This window comes from Brevundimonas sp. GW460-12-10-14-LB2, from assembly GCF_001636925.1.
Lineage (GTDB): Bacteria > Pseudomonadota > Alphaproteobacteria > Caulobacterales > Caulobacteraceae > Brevundimonas > Brevundimonas vesicularis.
Genome location: NZ_CP015511.1, coordinates 1,823,333 through 1,838,866, shown reverse-complemented (window position 1 = coordinate 1,838,866; position 15,534 = coordinate 1,823,333). Strand labels below are relative to the sequence as shown.

15 protein-coding genes and 1 pseudogene are annotated in these 15,534 nt (G+C 65.6%); 5 read left to right on the top strand and 11 right to left on the bottom strand.

Going from position 1 to position 15,534, the window contains the following annotated elements; all coding sequences use genetic code 11:
* Positions 1–39: 39 nt before the first annotated feature.
* The 8 genes from A4249_RS09180 to folE all read right to left on the bottom strand — a co-directional run bounded on the left by A4249_RS09180 (position 40) and on the right by folE (position 7,369).
* Positions 40–672 (bottom strand): hypothetical protein, encoded by a 633-nt coding sequence (locus A4249_RS09180; RefSeq protein WP_066554972.1) that lies wholly within the window; start codon positions 670–672, stop codon positions 40–42.
* A 30-nt stretch (positions 673–702) separates the two neighbouring features.
* Positions 703–2,232 carry a UbiD family decarboxylase gene (locus tag A4249_RS09175; protein ID WP_066552122.1) on the bottom strand — a complete coding sequence of 510 codons (1,530 nt, stop codon included), beginning with the start codon at positions 2,230–2,232 and terminating at the stop codon, positions 703–705.
* 10 nt (positions 2,233–2,242) lie between these two features.
* Positions 2,243–2,905 carry a Pr6Pr family membrane protein gene (locus tag A4249_RS09170; RefSeq protein ID WP_066552121.1) on the bottom strand — a complete coding sequence of 221 codons (663 nt, stop codon included), beginning with the start codon at positions 2,903–2,905 and terminating at the stop codon, positions 2,243–2,245.
* 18 nt (positions 2,906–2,923) lie between these two features.
* The gene (locus A4249_RS09165; protein WP_066552119.1) at positions 2,924–3,766 is read right to left on the bottom strand and encodes an aldo/keto reductase; all 843 of its coding nucleotides are present in this window, start codon (positions 3,764–3,766) and stop codon (positions 2,924–2,926) included.
* A 38-nt stretch (positions 3,767–3,804) separates the two neighbouring features.
* Positions 3,805–4,167 (bottom strand): MmcQ/YjbR family DNA-binding protein, encoded by a 363-nt coding sequence (locus A4249_RS09160; protein ID WP_066552117.1) that lies wholly within the window; start codon positions 4,165–4,167, stop codon positions 3,805–3,807.
* Between the two features lie 27 nt (positions 4,168–4,194).
* Positions 4,195–6,024 (bottom strand): gamma-glutamyltransferase family protein, encoded by a 1,830-nt coding sequence (locus A4249_RS09155; RefSeq protein ID WP_066552115.1) that lies wholly within the window; start codon positions 6,022–6,024, stop codon positions 4,195–4,197.
* Between the two features lie 127 nt (positions 6,025–6,151).
* Positions 6,152–6,586, bottom strand: a complete 435-nt coding sequence (locus A4249_RS09150) for a biopolymer transporter ExbD (RefSeq protein ID WP_055753310.1) — start codon at positions 6,584–6,586, stop codon at positions 6,152–6,154.
* Positions 6,587–6,754: 168 nt separating this feature from the next.
* Positions 6,755–7,369: a GTP cyclohydrolase I FolE gene (gene folE / locus A4249_RS09145; protein WP_066552114.1), complete on the bottom strand. Its 615-nt coding sequence runs from the start codon at positions 7,367–7,369 to the stop codon at positions 6,755–6,757.
* A gap of 128 nt (positions 7,370–7,497) precedes the next feature.
* Between folE and cysS the strand changes: the two genes are divergently transcribed.
* Positions 7,498–8,949 carry a cysteine--tRNA ligase gene (gene cysS / locus A4249_RS09140; protein ID WP_066552113.1) on the top strand — a complete coding sequence of 484 codons (1,452 nt, stop codon included), beginning with the start codon at positions 7,498–7,500 and terminating at the stop codon, positions 8,947–8,949.
* 49 nt (positions 8,950–8,998) lie between these two features.
* On the opposite strand, the gene A4249_RS09135 is transcribed toward cysS, so the two are convergent.
* Complete coding sequence (locus tag A4249_RS09135; protein WP_066552112.1) at positions 8,999–10,282, bottom strand: lytic murein transglycosylase; 1,284 nt, start codon at positions 10,280–10,282, stop codon at positions 8,999–9,001.
* A gap of 472 nt (positions 10,283–10,754) precedes the next feature.
* Here A4249_RS09135 and ykgO point away from each other — a divergent pair, with 472 nt between their 5' ends.
* From ykgO to A4249_RS17110, 4 genes and pseudogenes are all read left to right on the top strand, one after another.
* Positions 10,755–10,880: a type B 50S ribosomal protein L36 gene (ykgO, locus tag A4249_RS09130; protein ID WP_008263184.1), complete on the top strand. Its 126-nt coding sequence runs from the start codon at positions 10,755–10,757 to the stop codon at positions 10,878–10,880.
* A 195-nt stretch (positions 10,881–11,075) separates the two neighbouring features.
* A complete protein-coding gene (locus A4249_RS09125) occupies positions 11,076–11,351 on the top strand; it encodes a DUF2312 domain-containing protein (protein WP_017505946.1) in 276 nt (91 codons plus the stop codon).
* 12 nt (positions 11,352–11,363) lie between these two features.
* Positions 11,364–11,744 carry a hypothetical protein gene (locus A4249_RS09120; RefSeq protein WP_066552110.1) on the top strand — a complete coding sequence of 127 codons (381 nt, stop codon included), beginning with the start codon at positions 11,364–11,366 and terminating at the stop codon, positions 11,742–11,744.
* 56 nt (positions 11,745–11,800) lie between these two features.
* Positions 11,801–11,977: pseudogene (locus A4249_RS17110) on the top strand (GIY-YIG nuclease family protein); the annotation flags it as partial.
* A gap of 214 nt (positions 11,978–12,191) precedes the next feature.
* Here the strand turns inward: A4249_RS17110 and A4249_RS09115 are convergent.
* Together A4249_RS09115 and A4249_RS09110 are read right to left on the bottom strand one after the other, a co-directional pair.
* Positions 12,192–13,643, bottom strand: a complete 1,452-nt coding sequence (locus A4249_RS09115) for a sigma-54-dependent transcriptional regulator (protein WP_066552108.1) — start codon at positions 13,641–13,643, stop codon at positions 12,192–12,194.
* A gap of 106 nt (positions 13,644–13,749) precedes the next feature.
* Entirely contained in the window at positions 13,750–15,519 is a 1,770-nt protein-coding gene (locus A4249_RS09110; protein ID WP_066554969.1) for a DUF4153 domain-containing protein, read from the bottom strand.
* Positions 15,520–15,534 lie beyond the last annotated feature (15 nt).

Below are 15,534 nucleotides of genomic sequence, written 5' to 3'. Positions count from 1 at the left end.
TGGCCTTTCGTGAGCCGATTGCGTCGCCCTGACAAGGTTTCAACCGCCCCCGCCCAGGACGGGCGCCCAACCGCCGGCCTTGAGCAGCAGGGCCGCCGAGTTCCCCATCTGCCAGAGACTGTAGAGCAAAACGACGACCAGGGCGCCGACCGCAACCCGGCGCGATGGCGCAAACGCCGCCGTCGCGGTGCCGATCACGAAGATGGAGACCCCGACCCACAACCGCACCGAGCCGGCGATCTTGGCGAAGCCGGGATTGAGCTGGGCCAGGATGATCACGATCACCGCCACGATCAGATTGGCCGCCAGGATGCAGCCGAACACCAGTCGTCGATGTGACCAGAAATGGTCGTCCAGATCGATCCGATCATCGCCGCCTTCGGCCGACACGCGCGGGAAGGTCACGCTGGCGGCGACATAGAAGGTCGCGGCGATGGCCAATGAAATCAGCAGCACGAAGGTGTTGAACGGCGCGCCCCGGAAGATGACCCAGGCCTGGTTCCAGAAGGTGGCGATGTCGATGGCCACGAACAGGGCCAGCATCGGCGTCAGCCAGCCGAACCGAATCCGCTGCTTCTCATGCAGCACCCGCGCGAACCCGCCGACCAGTTCGGCCACCGACAGGCCCAGCAGCAGGCCGTAAAAGCTGAAGAAGAACTCGAACGCGCTCACATCGCCCCCCGGCGTGACCAAAAGCGAAGCTTATTTCCAGATCGGCGTTCCGTCACCCGGCAGGCCGAGACGATCCCACAGGTCGTTGACCCGTTCGACGACCGCCTCGTCCATGCGAATTTCCTCGCCCCATTCGCGCTTGGTCTCGGGCGGCCATTTGTCGGTGGCGTCCAGGCCGATCTTGGAGCCAAGCCCGCTCTCTGGGCTGGCGAAGTCCAGATAGTCGATGGGGGTGGACTCGATCACGGTGATGTCGCGCGCCGGGTCCATCTTGGTCGAGATGGCCCACATGACGTCCTTCCAGTCGCGGGCGTCGATGTCGTCGTCCACGACGATGACCCATTTGGTGTACATGAACTGGCGCAGATAGCTCCAGACGCCCAGCATCACCCGCTTGGCGTGGCCCGGATAGGCCTTCTTCATCGACACCACCGCGATCCGGTAGCTGCAGCCCTCGGGCGGCAGCCAGAAGTCCGTGATCTCGGGAAACTGCTGGCGCAGCAGGGGAATGAACACCTCGTTCAGCGCCTCGCCCAGCACGCTCGGCTCGTCCGGCGGCCGGCCGGTGAAGGTGGTCAGATAGATGGGGTCGCGGCGCATGGTGATGGCGCTGACCTTGAAGACCGGGAACTTCTCGACCGAGTTGTAATAGCCGGTGTGGTCGCCGTACGGGCCCTCGTCCTCGAACTCGTCCAGCAGGACATGGCCCTCCAGCACGATTTCGGCCTGGGCCGGGACCATCAGCGGCACGGTCTTACAAGGCACAAGCTCGGCCTTGGCGCCCCGCATCAGGCCGGCGAACTGATATTCCGACAGGGTATCCGGCACCGGCGTCACTGCCGCCAGGATCGTGCCCGGATCGGCTCCCAGCACGACGGCGCAGGGCAGGGGCTCCTTCGGCCGAGCCTTCTTGTGCCGGGCATAGTGTTGCGCCCCGCCCCGGTGCGCCAGCCAGCGCATGATGGCCTTGTCCTTGCCCAGCACCTGCATCCGGTAGATGCCCAGGTTGAAGTCGTCCTCGCGGTCGTCGCTCGGCCCCTTGGTCACGACCAAGCCCCAGGTGATCAAGGGTGCCGGCTCGCCGGGCCAGCATGATTGGACGGGCAGGGCGGTCAGGTCGATCTGATCGCCCTTCAGCACCACCTCCTGCACCGGCGCCTTCTTCACCGTCTTGGGTCGCATCGACAGGACGGTCTGCATCAGCGGCAGCATCTCCATCGCGTCGCCCAGCCCGCGCGGCGGCGTCGGGTTTCTCAGGAAGGCTAAAAGCTCCCCGACCTCGCGCAACTCGCCCGCCGTCGTCCGGTCCTTGCCCTCCAGCGTCACCCCCATGGCGACCCGTTTCACCGTGCCGAACAGATTGGCCAGGCAGGGGATGGGACTGATCGTGCCGTCCGGCATGACCGGCTTTTCGAAGAGCACCGCCGGACCGCCGTTCCTCAGCAGCCGGGTCTGGATCTCGGTCATCTCCAGCACGGTGGAGACGGGTTCGGACACCCGCACCAGCTCGCCCTTGGCTTCCAGCTGGTTGATGAAGTCACGCAGGGATTTGTAGGCCATGTCGGGACGCTTAGGCGGGAGTGGCCCCTCTGTCACGCGTCGCGCGACCGAACAGCCGGTCAAGCCCGACGGGGCCGAGCCCGACGATCAGGAAAAACACCAGCAGCACGCCGAAAATCACCACGACCCTGACCAGCCCCAGCTGATCCACATTGACGAACCTATAGGGCCACCAGCGCGTCGCCAGTCCATGAACCAGGGTCCAGCCGCCGTAGACGAGCGGAAACGCCAGCCACTTCGCCGGATCGATCCAGCGCAGCCGCCCCTTGGGGCTGAACCACAGCCAGTCCAGCACGAAGGCGGCGGGCATGACGTAGTGCAGCACCAGATTGACCACCAAGGACCAGCCGGTCGGGTTCCAATAGGGATGCAGCAGGAAGTGGTACACCACCCCGACCACGACGATGTACATGGCGACGGCCGCCCTGACGCCTTCGCTGGCTGACCATCGGGCCAGCCGCGATCCTTCACCTAGCAGCGACCCGGTAAAGGCCAGGGCGACCAAGATGTTGGTTAGGATGGTGAAGAAGCTGAAGTAGTTGATCGTCCGTTCGAGCACGGTCCAGCCCTGGGCCGGCGCGATCATCAGCAGATATTGAAGCGCCAGCGCGGTCCAGCCCACGACGGCGAACGTCGCACGCCACAGCCTGGGCTGGTCCCGCTTGCGAAACACCGGCGCCTCCCTTGTCGGTCAGGCGGCAGTCTTGTCCCATTCGAACGCCGGGTCCAGCCAATCGCCCAGTCGTTCGCCGCGATCCAGCGCGTCCATCCGCTGCATCTCTTCGTCCGTCAGGGCGAAGTCGAAGATGTCGAAGTTCTCGCGCGCGCGGCTCTCTTTGGTCGTGCGCGGGATGGCGATAATCCCGTGCTGGATCAGCCAGCGCAGGGTGATCTGGCCGTTCGTCTTGCCGTGCGCGCCGGCGATCTCGCTGATCGTGGCGTCGTCGGCGATCTTGCCTTGCGCCAGCGGCGACCAGGCGGTGATCGACGACCCCAACTCCGCCGCCGTCGCCACCAGCTGATCGACGCCCAGATAGGGGTGATGCTCGACCTGATCGGTCAGCAGCCGCGCCTTCGACAGGCTCTGCGCCTGGCGGAATTCCTTGGAGGGGAAGTTGGACAGGCCGATCGACTTGGTCAGGCCTTGGTCCTTGGCCTCGTTCAGGGCGCCCAGCGTCTCTTCGAACGTCGGCGTCGTCTTGGGCCAGTGCAGCAGCAGCAGGTCCGGCGTCGTGCCCAGGCTGTCGGCCGATTCCCTGGCCTGTTTCAGCAGGGCGTCGTGGGTGAAATGTTCGACCCAGATCTTGGTGGTCAGGAAGATGTCCTCGCGCGCCACGCCGGAGTCCCGGATGCCTTCGCCGACCGCCTTCTCGTTCTTGTAGATCCAGGCCGTATCGATGTGGCGGTATCCGATCCGCAGCGCCTCAGCGACCATGCGCCGCGCATCGTCCGGCTCCAGCTGCCAGGTGCCGAAACCGAGCAAGGGCATTTCGATACCATCGACGGTGATCGTGGGTTGGTCGCCATAGGCCATGGGGCGCTCCTTGGGCTGTGTCCGCTTGATGGGCGTAGTTAGGCGCCCGACCCCGCTCCGATAAGGTCTGGATGCGCCTTGGACAGCTTTTTCGGCGCGATCCGACGCCATCGCTTCTCAAGCGCCGCCCTCAGCCAGACGGGATCGACGCTGGCGATGCGCGCCAGGACGATGGGATGATCACGATAGTGGTCGGTGAAGTGAAAGGTCGCCGGGTCCATCTCGATCAGCAGTTCGCGCTCATCCAGATTGTCCAGATGCACCACGATGGTGTCGTCCAGCGCCGGGCGCATCCAGGTGAAGAACTTGCCCGCTACCTTGAACGACGGCTCGCCATAGGACACGCCGTCCTCCACGCCGGGAAACGACAGCAGAAGCGCGCGGACCTCGTCGTGGGTCATCGGTCGCTCAACCTCAGTAGGCCGACTTCAATAAGCCAGCGCGATCCCGTCCTTGCGCATCTCGGTCGCCGCGCCATAGGTCCAGCGTCCGCCGGGGTTCATCTGTTTCATGACGTTCTGATAGCCGCCGAAGCCGCCGTCAGGTTCACCCAGCTTCCAGCCCATCGCGCGCAGCTGGGCCTTGGTCGCCTCGGGCACGCCGCTTTCCAGATGCAGCACGCCGGTTCCTTCCTGCGGCTGGCCGGTCGGTTCGGACGAGCCATAGTGCTGCCAGCGCGGGGCATCGCCCGCCGCCTGGGGCTCCAGCCCGTAATCGACCATGTTGATGATGATCTGGGCCTGGCCCTGGGGCTGCATGGCGCCGCCCATGACGCCGAACGCCATCCAGGGCTCGCCGTCCTTGACCGCGAAACCGGGGATGATGGTCTGGAACGGCCGCTTGCCGGGCGCATAGATGTTGGGATGGCCGTCGCTCAGGGCGAACAGCTCGCCCCGGTCCTGGAACATGAAGCCCAGCGGTTCGGAGCCGTTGTCGGGCGCCAGGCCCGAACCCATGCCGCGATAGTTGGACTGAATCCAGCTGACCATCATCCCGTCGGCGTCGGCGACGCTGAAATAGGTGGTGTCGCCGTGGTGCGGGGCGTCACCCGGCATGACGCGGTCCATGACCCGATCGGGCCGGATCAGCTTGGCGCGCTCGGCCGCATAGGCCTTGGAGTTCAGCCATTCGACCGGCGTCTTGGAGAATCGGTCGTCGGCGAACCAGCGCGCCCGGTCCTCGAACGCCAGCCGCTTGGCCTCGGCTTGGACGTGCAGCGAGGCGGCGGACTGGAAGCCCATGGATTTCAGGTCGAATTGTTCGCAGATGTTCAGGATCTGGTTGGTGCTCAGCCCCTGCGTGTTCGGACCCAGGCCGAAGACATCGACCCCGCGATAGTTGGTCCGGATCGGCTCAACCCATTCGGTGTGATGGGCCGCCAGGTCGGCGCGGGTCATCCAGCCGCCGATCCGTTTGAAATAGGTCTCGATCTGATCGGCGATGGCACCGTTGTAGAAGGCGTCGCGGCCGCCCTCTGCGATCATCCGCAGGGTCTTGCCCAGATAGGGATTGGCGAAAATCTCTCCCACCTTGGGCGTTGAGCCGCCGGCGGCCCAGATGCGCTTTCGGTTCTCGTTTTCCTCGATCGGGATCTGGCCCCGATCAAACGCAGCCATGTTGCGTTCCAGATAGTAGGCGATGACCTGGGGCACGGGCACGCCCTGTTCGCACAGTTCAGCGACGGGCAGCAGCACCTCTTTCCACGGCAGTTTCCCATAGCGCTGGTGCGCGCTCCACCAAGCGTCCACCGTGCCCGGCACATTGACCGTCACCGCGCCATAGCGGGGCAGATAGCCGTCGATGGCCTTGGATCGCGCGATCTCCAGGCTGAGTCCCCGGGGACTGGCGCCCGAGCCGTTCAAACCGACGACCTTCTTCTGTTTCGGGTCCCACAACATGCAATAGGCGTCGCCGCCGATGCCGTTGGCGACCGGCTCCAGGAAGCCCAGGGCCGCATTGATGGCGATGGCCGCGTCGATGGCCGATCCGCCGCGTCTTAGGGTGTCTATGCCGATCAGGCTGGCGGCCGGATGCGCCGTCGCCGCCGCCCCGTTCGCGCCCCAGACGGTCGAGCGCCCCATGAACTTCGGTCCCGAAATCCGGTCGCCGATGCCGACGCCGGCATAGGGGTCGGCCGGGCGAGCCGGCGCAGGGGCCGCCTCGGTCGGCCTGGCGGCGGGAGAGGCCTGCCGGGCCTGGGCTGCGGTCGCCGCCAGCGCACCGGCGGGCAGGGCGGACAGGAAGGTGCGGCGACGCATGGGCGGACTCCTCGAACAATCGATGCGGCATCAAGGGTGCAGTCGATCGATCCGGCAAGTCTTTCGGCAAAGAAAAAGGCCGCGTCCCTTTCGGAACGCGGCCCCAATCCTGGAAAGGACGAAGGTCCTATTCGATGTCTTCGTTCAGCAGGCCGACCTTGAAGAAGCCGTTCTCCTGCATCTTGTTCATGACTTCCATGAACTGCGAGTACTTCACTTCCGGCTGGGCGCGGACGAAGACGCGCTCTTCCTGGCAGGCGCCGCCGCCCAGGGCGGTGCAAACGTCAGTGGCCAGGTTGTCGATCGAGGTTTGCTTGTCCGACAGGAACAGCTGACCGTTTTCCTGGATGGTGATGTACACCGGCTCCTTCTCTTCGGTCGGATTGGTGGGCGGCTGAGCGGGCGGCAGGTCCAGACGGATCGAGACGGTCGCCATAGGCGCGGCGACCATGAAGATGATCATGAGCACCAGCAGAATGTCGATGAACGGCGTGATGTTGATATCCGCCGTCTGTTCGATCGTGTGCTTGTCCCCACCGGAACCGCCGATCTTCGCAGCCATGCTCGTCTCCGTTACTCGCCGGCTGCGTTCCGCGCCGACATTTCCCTATGGATCGCCCGAAGGCTTGATCGGTTCTTGGCGTCCCGATGCGGGCTTGTAAAGCGGTTCTAAACGATCTGCCGTTCCCGAACGTCAATTATACACGACAGAGGGACGACGGTTCGGCCTTCAGGCCTTGGCCAGCTTCAAAAAACGGTCCGCCAGGGCAGGATCGTCCTTGAAGGCGCCGGTGAAGCGGGTCGTGATGGTCGAAACGTGCCGATGATGCACGCCGCGCGTGGTCATGCACTGATGCTCTGCGTCCACCAGCACCGCCACGCCGCGCGGCTGCAGGTGCGATTCGATGGCCTCGATGATGTCGTTGGTCAGGGTTTCCTGGTTCTGCAGGCGCCGCGCATAAATCTCGACAACCCGCGCCAGCTTGGAGATGCCGACCACCTTCTCACCGGGCAGATAGGCGACGTAGGCCTTGCCCAGGAACGGGGCCAGGTGGTGCTCGCAGTGGCTCTCGACCTCGATGTCGCGCAGGATGACCATGTCGTCATAGCCGGTCACGTCCTCGAAGGTGCGGCTCAGCTCCTTGCCCGCATCGGCGTCATAGCCGTCGAACCACTCGCCATAGGCGTCCACCACCCGCTTGGGCGTATCGATCAGGCCCGGACGGTTGGGATTGTCGCCGGCCCAGGCGATCAGGGTGCGCACGGCCTCCAGCGCCTGTTCGCGCGACGGACGTTGCACGGTTTCGTCGCTGACGAGGACGGGCTTGGCGGGGGTGACGCTCATGAACTCGATTTCCGGCCGGGGCGGGCGGGTCGCCCGGTTTACCTTCTACAATCCGTCGGGACTGTATATCAGGCCGCTATATGGGACAGACCGTCCGTCCCGCAAGAAAACCCGCTAAAGACTGATCCATGCCGCTGCACATCCACGACACCCTGCGCCGTGAAAAGCGCCTGTTCGAGCCCCGGAACAAGGATCGTGTGACCCTCTATGTCTGCGGCCCCACGGTCTATGACTACGCCCACATCGGCAATGCGCGTCCGCCGGTGGTGTTCGATGTCCTGGTGCGGCTGCTGCGCCGGACCTATGGCGCCGACCACGTGATCTACGCCCGCAACGTCACCGACGTGGACGACAAGATCAATCAGAAGGCCGCGCGCGAGGGCGTGGCGATCGGCGAGGTCACGGCCCGCTATGAAGCCGCCTACCTCGCCGACATGGGCCTGCTGAACGTCTCGCCGCCCGATATCGCGCCCCACGTCACCGACTACATCCCGGCCATCGTCGATCAGATCCAGGCCATCGTCGACGCCGGCTGCGCCTATGCGGCCGAGGGCCACGTGCTGTTCGACGTCTCGTCCTATAAGGCCTACGGCGCCCTGTCGGGTCGGAACCTGGACGACATGATCGCCGGCGCCCGCGTCGAGGTGGCGCCCTATAAGAAGAACCCGCACGATTTCGTTCTGTGGAAGCCGTCCAAGGCGGACGAGCCGTCCTGGCCGTCGCCGTGGGGCGAGGGGCGTCCCGGCTGGCACATCGAATGCTCGGCCATGATCGAAAAGACCCTGGGCTTGCCCATCGACATCCACGGCGGCGGCATCGACCTGGTCTTTCCCCACCATGAGAACGAGATCGCCCAGGGCGTCTGCGCCCACGGCCATGCGCATGGCGATCAGGCGCATGACGAATACGCCCGTTATTGGATGCACAACGGCTTTCTGACCGTGGACGCCGAGAAGATGTCCAAGTCGATCGGCAACGTCCTGCTGCTGCACGATCTGGTGCAGGCCATGCCGGGCGAGGTCGTCCGCTGGGCTCTGCTCAGCGCCCACTACCGCCAGCCGCTGGACTGGAACCAGGGGCTGCTAGAGCAGAGCCGCAAGAACCTGGATCGGCTGTATGGCGTCCTGCGCGACGCCGATGCGGCCCTGACCGACTTCGACGAGGCTACGCTGGACGAGGCTGAGATGGAGCTGGCCGAAAACGCTCTGGATCCGGTGCTGGACGCGCTTGAGGATGACCTCAACACGCCGGGCGCCATCGCACAGCTGTTCGGGCTGGGCAACGCCCTGCGCGAGCTGCTCAACGACGCCGAGGCCGATATCAACGATGTCGCCATGGCGCGCTGGAGCCTGAAGGAAGCGGCCGGGCTGCTCGGCGTTCTGTCGCTGACACCGGACGCCTGGTTCGAGGGCGGCGACCCCGCCCTGAAGGCCGAGGTCGAGGCCCTGCTGGACCAACGCGCCAAGGCCCGCGCCGCAAAGGACTGGCCCGAGGCCGACCGCATCCGCGACCGCCTGAACGCCCTGAACGTCGTCGTCATGGACGGCCCCGACGGCGCAACCTGGCGCGTGAAGGGGTAGGGTCTAATCCACGCCCGCCCATCGCGGTGCGAGGGGCGGGAGACGCGGTTCAGTTCGTCCGGCGGATCAGTTCGTCCGCCAGCGCCGGAGTCAGATAGCCGTCGGCGATCCGGTTGTTGGCGATCTGCCAGCGACGCAGGGCCGCGCGGGTGTTGGAGCCGATCACTCCATCCACGCCCTGGGTGTCGTAACCCAGTTGGGTCAGGGCGCGCTGCGCCCCGATACGCTGATCGCGCGTCATCGACGGATCGTTGGGCCAGGCCTTGGTCAGCCCCGGCTTGCCCATGATCCCGTCCGCCGTCAGGCCGATCGCCAGGGCGTAGGATACCGAGTTGTTGTAGCGGCGGATTACATAGTGGTTCGGCAGGGCCAGGAAGGCCGGACCGTTCGCGCCCTGCGGCAGCAGGATGGTCGCCTCTTCCAGCGCCTCGGCACCGTTCGGGGTGCCGCCTTGCGCCAGGCGCACGCCCTTGGCCGCCCAATAGGCCCAGTTGTGCTTCGGGCCTTCCGCCTCGGCATAGTCGAAGCCGGAGGGCAGGGTGACTTCATAGCCCCAACCCTGACCGCGCTTCCACCCGGCCTGGGCCAGCAGGTTGGCGGCGGACGCCAGGGCGTCGGCGTCGTCGCGCCAGATATCGACCTTGCCGTCGCCGTCCTGGTCCACGCCCAGGCGCAGATAGTTGTCAGGCATGAACTGGGTCTGGCCCATGGCCCCGGCCCAGCTGCCCTTCAGACCCGCGCGCTCGCGCCGGCCGTCCACGACGATGTCCAGCGCGTCCTTCAGCTGCCCCTCGGCCCAATCGCGTCTGCGACCATCATAGGCCAGGGTCGCCAGCGAGCGGATCACGTCATAGTCGCCCTGCACCTGACCGAAAGCGCTCTCCTGGGCCCAGACGCCGACCAGGATCTCGCTGGGCACGCCGAAGCGTTGAACCACCGACCACGGCACCCGGTCGATGCGCTGTTTGGCCTGGGCGATTCGCACCGGGGTCACTGCATTCTGAACATAGGCGCCGGCGGGTTTGGAGAATTCAGGCTGGTTGCGATCCAGGCGGATAACCGTCGGATCGGGCGTCAGACCCTCCAGTTCCCGGGCGTAGTCCGCGCGGCGGGCGCCGCCCTTGCGCGCCAGGAAGCCCTGCTTCCAGCCTTCGAAACCCTGCTGGTCATAGGCGGCCAACGGCGGCGTCTGGGGGGCGGGAGCCGGCGTCGTGACCGGCGCGCCTGCCTGGGGCTGGGGTTGCGGTGTCGGCAGATTCACCTGCGGCTCGGGCAGCATGGGCGCGCAGGCCGAGACGCAGCCGATCAGGAGAAGGCGGTAGGAAAAGCGCATGAGATTCAAACTAAAGCCCCCGGGGTCAGACACGAAATGACATCCGCGCGAACGGCCATTTCGACGCCCTAAAGCGCGCACCGCGCGAATGCGTTGCCTCGCCGTTCCCCGCTCGGGTGTAAGGCGCGCTGTTAACCACCTTTGTATTGGACGCCTTATACGTGTGTGTCGTAATGACGCACCAGCTCTGACGGCCTGATGGCGGAGCGGCGACGCGGCGGGCGTGCAACCCCGTAAACCCTCCGTTCGACTCGGAGGTCAGGCCTCCAAAGTTATCTAAGTGTGCTATCGCCCATCGGGCTGCTTGAGCACGCGAAGTATAAGGTTTCGCCAGGCAGACGGAGACTGGGTTTTCTGCGGTTTTGGGCTTTGGCGGCTTGACCTTCCGAACCCCTCTCTCTATACGACCGCCTCCGCCGCGATCCGACCGGGTCAGCGGCTTTCTTATTGGTTTCTTTCAGGACGTCCGACCATGAAGGTCCGTAGCTCGCTCAAGTCGCTGAAGACCCGCCACCGCGACTGCAAGGTCGTGCGTCGCAAGGGCGTCGTCTTCGTCATCAACAAGACCGACCCGCGCTTCAAGGCGAAGCAGGGCTAAGCAGCGTTCGCTGCGCGCCGCTTCGGCGGCGTGCGCACGCTGGGTCGCGCTCAAGCCGCCCAAAGGGCCATAGCGCGCTTGAAAGATGACGATCCACAGGCTGCGGATTTCTGTCCGCGGCCTTTTTCGTGTTCGCGGTTGTCGCGCGCCTGTTCGCAGGGTTAGCGTCCGCGCCTGATTTCTGGAGTATTCCCCATGGCTGACGACGCCTCGTTCGACGGTGGTTCCGACGTTCTCACCGCCACGGCGCAGGGCCGCCTTCGCACCATCATCGAGCGCCTGGAACGTCTCGAAGAGGACAAACAGGCCGTCATGACCGACATGAAGGAGGTCTTCGCCGAGGCCAAGGGCGAGGGCTACGACGTCAAGATCCTGCGCAAGGTCATCCGCATCAGGAAGCAGGACAAGGCCAAGCGCCAGGAAGAGGACGCCATCCTGGACCTCTACCTGTCGGCGCTCGGCGAGATCTAAGGCTGACCCGGCTTGAAGCGCACCCCCTTCAAGCCAGGAGGCGGGCTGTCGCGATCAGGCGGCTTGAAAGGCGATGGCTTCGCCAAGAAGCCCACCCTGAGTCCATTTGAGCAACAGCGCGAAGCCGCCAAACGCGCTGCGCTCAACGCTTTGAAACGCGCCCGCCGCTCTGCAGAGAAGGCGGGCGTTTCCCTGTCAGAATGGGAAGGCGAGTTCATCGATTCGGTCAGCGAGCGCGTTAAGACCCACGGCCGCGCCTTCGCCGACCCCGAAAAGGGCGCGCCGGGTCAAGCCCTCTCGGCCATGCAGGGCCGCAAGCTGAAAGAGATCACTGCCAAGGCCAATGGCGTAGAGCCGAAACGGCGGTGGGGCAGGAAAACAAAAGAGCCATAACCGTTCGTCATCCTCGGGCTTGACCCGAGGATCGGCCTGTCCACAACTCAGCGTTTATGAGCGAGCGCCGCCCTTTCATCGCCACCTATATCCAAGCCAGGCGACCGCACGGTGTCATTTACATCGGCATGACGTCGAATCTCTATGAACGCGGCCATCAGCACAGGACCGGGGCTTTCGAAGGTTTCGCCAGTCGTTACGAGTGCGGAATGTTGGTCTGGTACGAGCAGTTCGAACTGGTCACGAACGCAATCCGGCGGGAGAAGGCGCTGAAACGCTGGAATCGCGTCTGGAAGCTGGAGCTGATCGAACGGACGAACCCTGAGTGGGTCGATCTCTACCCAAGTCTATGCGGCTGGGCGCCTGATCCTCGGGTCAAGCCCGAGGATGACGGAGAGGGGGAGTGTGGCTGCGTTTCTCAAAAGCTTGGAGTCAGGCGCGTAACCCTCAACCCGCTTCCTTCAGCTGACCTTCCAGCCCCTGCTCGCGGACCTTGCGATACAGGGTCGAGCGGCCGATGCCGAGGCGGCGCGCGATCTCGCTCATGTGCCCGGCATAGACCTCGATGGCGTGCTGGATCAGGTCGCGTTCAATGTCCTCGAGCGTGCGCAGATGGCCGCGCTCGTCCAGGATACGGATCGGCTGATCGACCTGCGCGGCGGCGTCGGTCTGGGCGCCGGCGGCTGTGGCGACCTGCAGGGGCTGGGCGTCGGGCATGGGCGCGGCGACGCCTGAAATCGCGGGGAAATCGTGCGGCTGAAGGAAGGGCGCATCGGCCAGCACGATGGCGCGGAACACCGCATTTTCCAGCTGTCGCACGTTTCCGGGCCAGTCGAACCCTTGCAGAAGGGCCAGGGTCTCGGGCGCGCATCCGGCGATCCGCTTGCCCTCCTCGGCGTTGAAGCGGGCGATGAAGTGATCGACCAGGGGCGCGATGTCCTCGCGCCGGTCACGCAGGGACGGGGCCTCGATCGGGAAGACGTTCAGGCGGTAGAACAGGTCCTCGCGGAAGGCGCCGTCCTTGACCTGCTGGGCCGGGTCGCGATTGGTCGCCGAGACGATGCGCACGTCGATCTTCACCGGGCGTTTGCCGCCCACGGGATCGATCTCGCCCTCTTGCAGCGCGCGCAGCAGTTTGACCTGCATGTCCAGCGGCAGTTCGCCGATCTCGTCCAGGAACAGGGTGCCGCCGTCCGCCTCGCGGAACTTTCCCAGCGTCTTGTCCACGGCGCCGGTGAAGGCGCCCTTCTCATGCCCGAACAGGATGGACTCGATCAGATTGGCGGGCAGGGCCCCGCAGTTGACCGCGACGAAGGGCTTGCCGGCCCGGTCGCTGGCGCCATGCAGGGCGCGGGCGATGACCTCCTTGCCGACGCCGCTCTCGCCGGTGATCAGGACGGGGATCGAGGATTTGGCGGCCCGGGCGCCCAGCGCCTTGACCATGCGCATGGGGGGGCTGTCGCCCACGATATCGTCGAAGCTTGTGCGGCCCTGAACGCGCTTGGTCAGGCGCCCGACCTCGGCGGTCAGGCGCTTCATCTGCATGGCGTTCCGCACGCCGACCAGCAGGCGTTCCGGGCCCACCGGCTTGACGAAGAAGTCCTGGGCTCCGGCCTGCATGGCCTTGACCACCATGTCGATGCCGCCGTTGGCCGTCAGGACGATCACCGGCTCATTGATCCCGGCGCTACGCAGTTCGGCCAGGCATTCCAGCCCCGACATCTCGGGCATGACCATGTCCAGCAGGATCAGGTCGGCCCCGCCGCCGCGCGTCATCCGGTCGATGGCCTCGCCGCCGCTGGCGGCATGGACCACGGCGTTGCCGTCCCGCTCCAGCACGGCCTGGATCAGCCGGCGCTGGGTCGGATCGTCGTCAACGACCAGGATGGTCTTGGCCATGAAAATCCCTTGTACTATCGCCCAACCCGTCACGGATGGATCGTTTCGGGACGATTCCTAGGGTGGTGAGGTGAAAATCGGGTGACACGGCGTGGTGAGCGTCCCGTTAACGCGGCTCTGTCGGGTCGCATCGCACCTCTGGGATGGCGCGCAATCTCTGGCCGTCGACAACCAAGTCGGGAAGGGCGGCCGGCGCCCTCGCGACGCCCTTCGACAGGCCCTCGTTCATCCGCTCAGCGTTGCGCCCGCAGGTGAAGCCGTATCGACCCGTCACGCGCCACTGGCCCTGCGCGTCCTGATCGAAGGCGACGATTTCGCGAGCCGTAGCGACGAGCAGATCGGTTCGTGTGTCGCCATTCAGGTCCGTCGATCGCACGACACAGGGGGCTTCTGCATTGCAGCTGAACAGCACATCGACCTGCGCGTCCAACTGATCGACGAAGCTGGCGGGCACGGATTGGCCATCGGCGGCCTTCAGGCGGATGGCGGCCTTGCGCTCTTGCAGTCCTTGCGCCGTATCGCCGGATGGCCACGGGCGGGCCTGGGCGGCGCGGGCGTTTCGCGCGATGCGTAGATCGGTTGAGGCGGCCAGACGTCTCAGCGCCGTCTCGCCGGCCTTGCCGCTCTCAAACCTCAGGAAATCATAATCGAACGTGTCAGCGGACACCGCCCCACGCTGCAACCGTGCGACCTGATCCTGAACCGAGAGGCGGGCGGGATCCGCCAGCGGGCTGAACAGGGCCAGGATGACCAGAACCGACAGGACCGCCGCGACGACATTGGTCCGCTCCAGCGGCTTCATCCAGCCGCCCGGTTTTACGGCCGCCAGCAGATAGCCCGCGCCATAGACAGCGCCGACCAGCGTGCAGGCGACGGCGATGATCCGATCGGGCGTCAGGCCGTGCTGGCCGATCCGCAAGCCCAGGCCCCAGGCGGCCAGAACGATCAGCGGCGCGATCAGGACGGACGCGGCCCGCACGCCGTATCGCAGAACGACCGGCGGCAGATTGTCGGCGCGCCCATCCTGATAGGCCGTGTTGATCAGCACGATCAGGGCGGCGGCGGCCGACAGCACCAGGGCAGTCGCGCTGCGCGTTTCCCATAGCCCGTCCAAGCCGGTGAAGGGCAGGGCCAGAAGGAACCCGCCGACGAGAACCGTGATCACCAGCAGCAGCCAGGACAGCAGCATCAGGGCCACGGTCCGCACGCCCCGGATCAGGCCGTCGCGCACATCGGTCAGCTGGACGGCGGTGGCGAAGACCAGGGCCGTGACCGGAATGGCGAACCACGCCTCGCTGAGCAGCTGTTGCAGGAAGCCGAGGCCGATCATCTTGAACAGGGCCGCGCCCAGATGCAGCAGGATCCAGAAGGCGCCGGTGAAGCCCAGCGACAGGGCCAGTTGCACCCCCGCCTTCCAGGCGATGTCGAAATAGTCGGGATAGTCGACGATCCAGCGTCGTTCACGGATCGCCGGCACGATCAGATGGTGGGCGATAAACAGAGCCGCCGCGCTAGAGGCCAGCACGGGGAAACTCAGGAACGGCGCCTGCTCATGCGGCTTCAGCACCTGACGAGCGACATCGTGGGCGCCCAGCAGGGCCAGCACGCCGGCTGCGGCCGCGGCCCACAGGATTAGGGCCAGCGCTTTGACCCGACCGACGCCGGCGAGAACCACCACCGGCACATAGCCGGCCGCCAGGGCCAGGGCGCCGAACACCATCGGCTGGGTTTCGGGCCAGACGCGGCTGTCGGCCGCCAGATACAGCAGATAGAGCGCCAGCCCCTGAACCAGACCCGTCGCCAGCCGAATCGCAAACAGGGCCGAGGCCCCGCCAAGGCCCGTCCGGCCGGTGTCATGCTGCAGGGTTTCGGTCATTCGCGCGTCTCCGAA

What these genes read in the sequence shown, in the direction of transcription:
- ykgO (WP_008263184.1), top strand. Translation starts at nt 10,755, where the DNA reads ATGAAGGTCCGTAGCTCGCTCAAGTCGCTGAAGACCCGCCACCGCGAC.
- A4249_RS09125 (WP_017505946.1), top strand. Translation starts at nt 11,076, where the DNA reads ATGGCTGACGACGCCTCGTTCGACGGTGGTTCCGACGTTCTCACCGCC.
- A4249_RS09115 (WP_066552108.1), bottom strand. Translation starts at nt 13,643, where the DNA reads ATGGCCAAGACCATCCTGGTCGTTGACGACGATCCGACCCAGCGCCGG.
- A4249_RS09160 (WP_066552117.1), bottom strand. Translation starts at nt 4,167, where the DNA reads ATGACCCACGACGAGGTCCGCGCGCTTCTGCTGTCGTTTCCCGGCGTG.
- A4249_RS09155 (WP_066552115.1), bottom strand. Translation starts at nt 6,024, where the DNA reads ATGCGTCGCCGCACCTTCCTGTCCGCCCTGCCCGCCGGTGCGCTGGCG.
- folE (WP_066552114.1), bottom strand. Translation starts at nt 7,369, where the DNA reads ATGAGCGTCACCCCCGCCAAGCCCGTCCTCGTCAGCGACGAAACCGTG.
- A4249_RS09175 (WP_066552122.1), bottom strand. Translation starts at nt 2,232, where the DNA reads ATGGCCTACAAATCCCTGCGTGACTTCATCAACCAGCTGGAAGCCAAG.
- A4249_RS09110 (WP_066554969.1), bottom strand. Translation starts at nt 15,519, where the DNA reads ATGACCGAAACCCTGCAGCATGACACCGGCCGGACGGGCCTTGGCGGG.
- A4249_RS09135 (WP_066552112.1), bottom strand. Translation starts at nt 10,282, where the DNA reads ATGCGCTTTTCCTACCGCCTTCTCCTGATCGGCTGCGTCTCGGCCTGC.
- cysS (WP_066552113.1), top strand. Translation starts at nt 7,498, where the DNA reads ATGCCGCTGCACATCCACGACACCCTGCGCCGTGAAAAGCGCCTGTTC.
- A4249_RS09150 (WP_055753310.1), bottom strand. Translation starts at nt 6,586, where the DNA reads ATGGCTGCGAAGATCGGCGGTTCCGGTGGGGACAAGCACACGATCGAA.
- A4249_RS09165 (WP_066552119.1), bottom strand. Translation starts at nt 3,766, where the DNA reads ATGGCCTATGGCGACCAACCCACGATCACCGTCGATGGTATCGAAATG.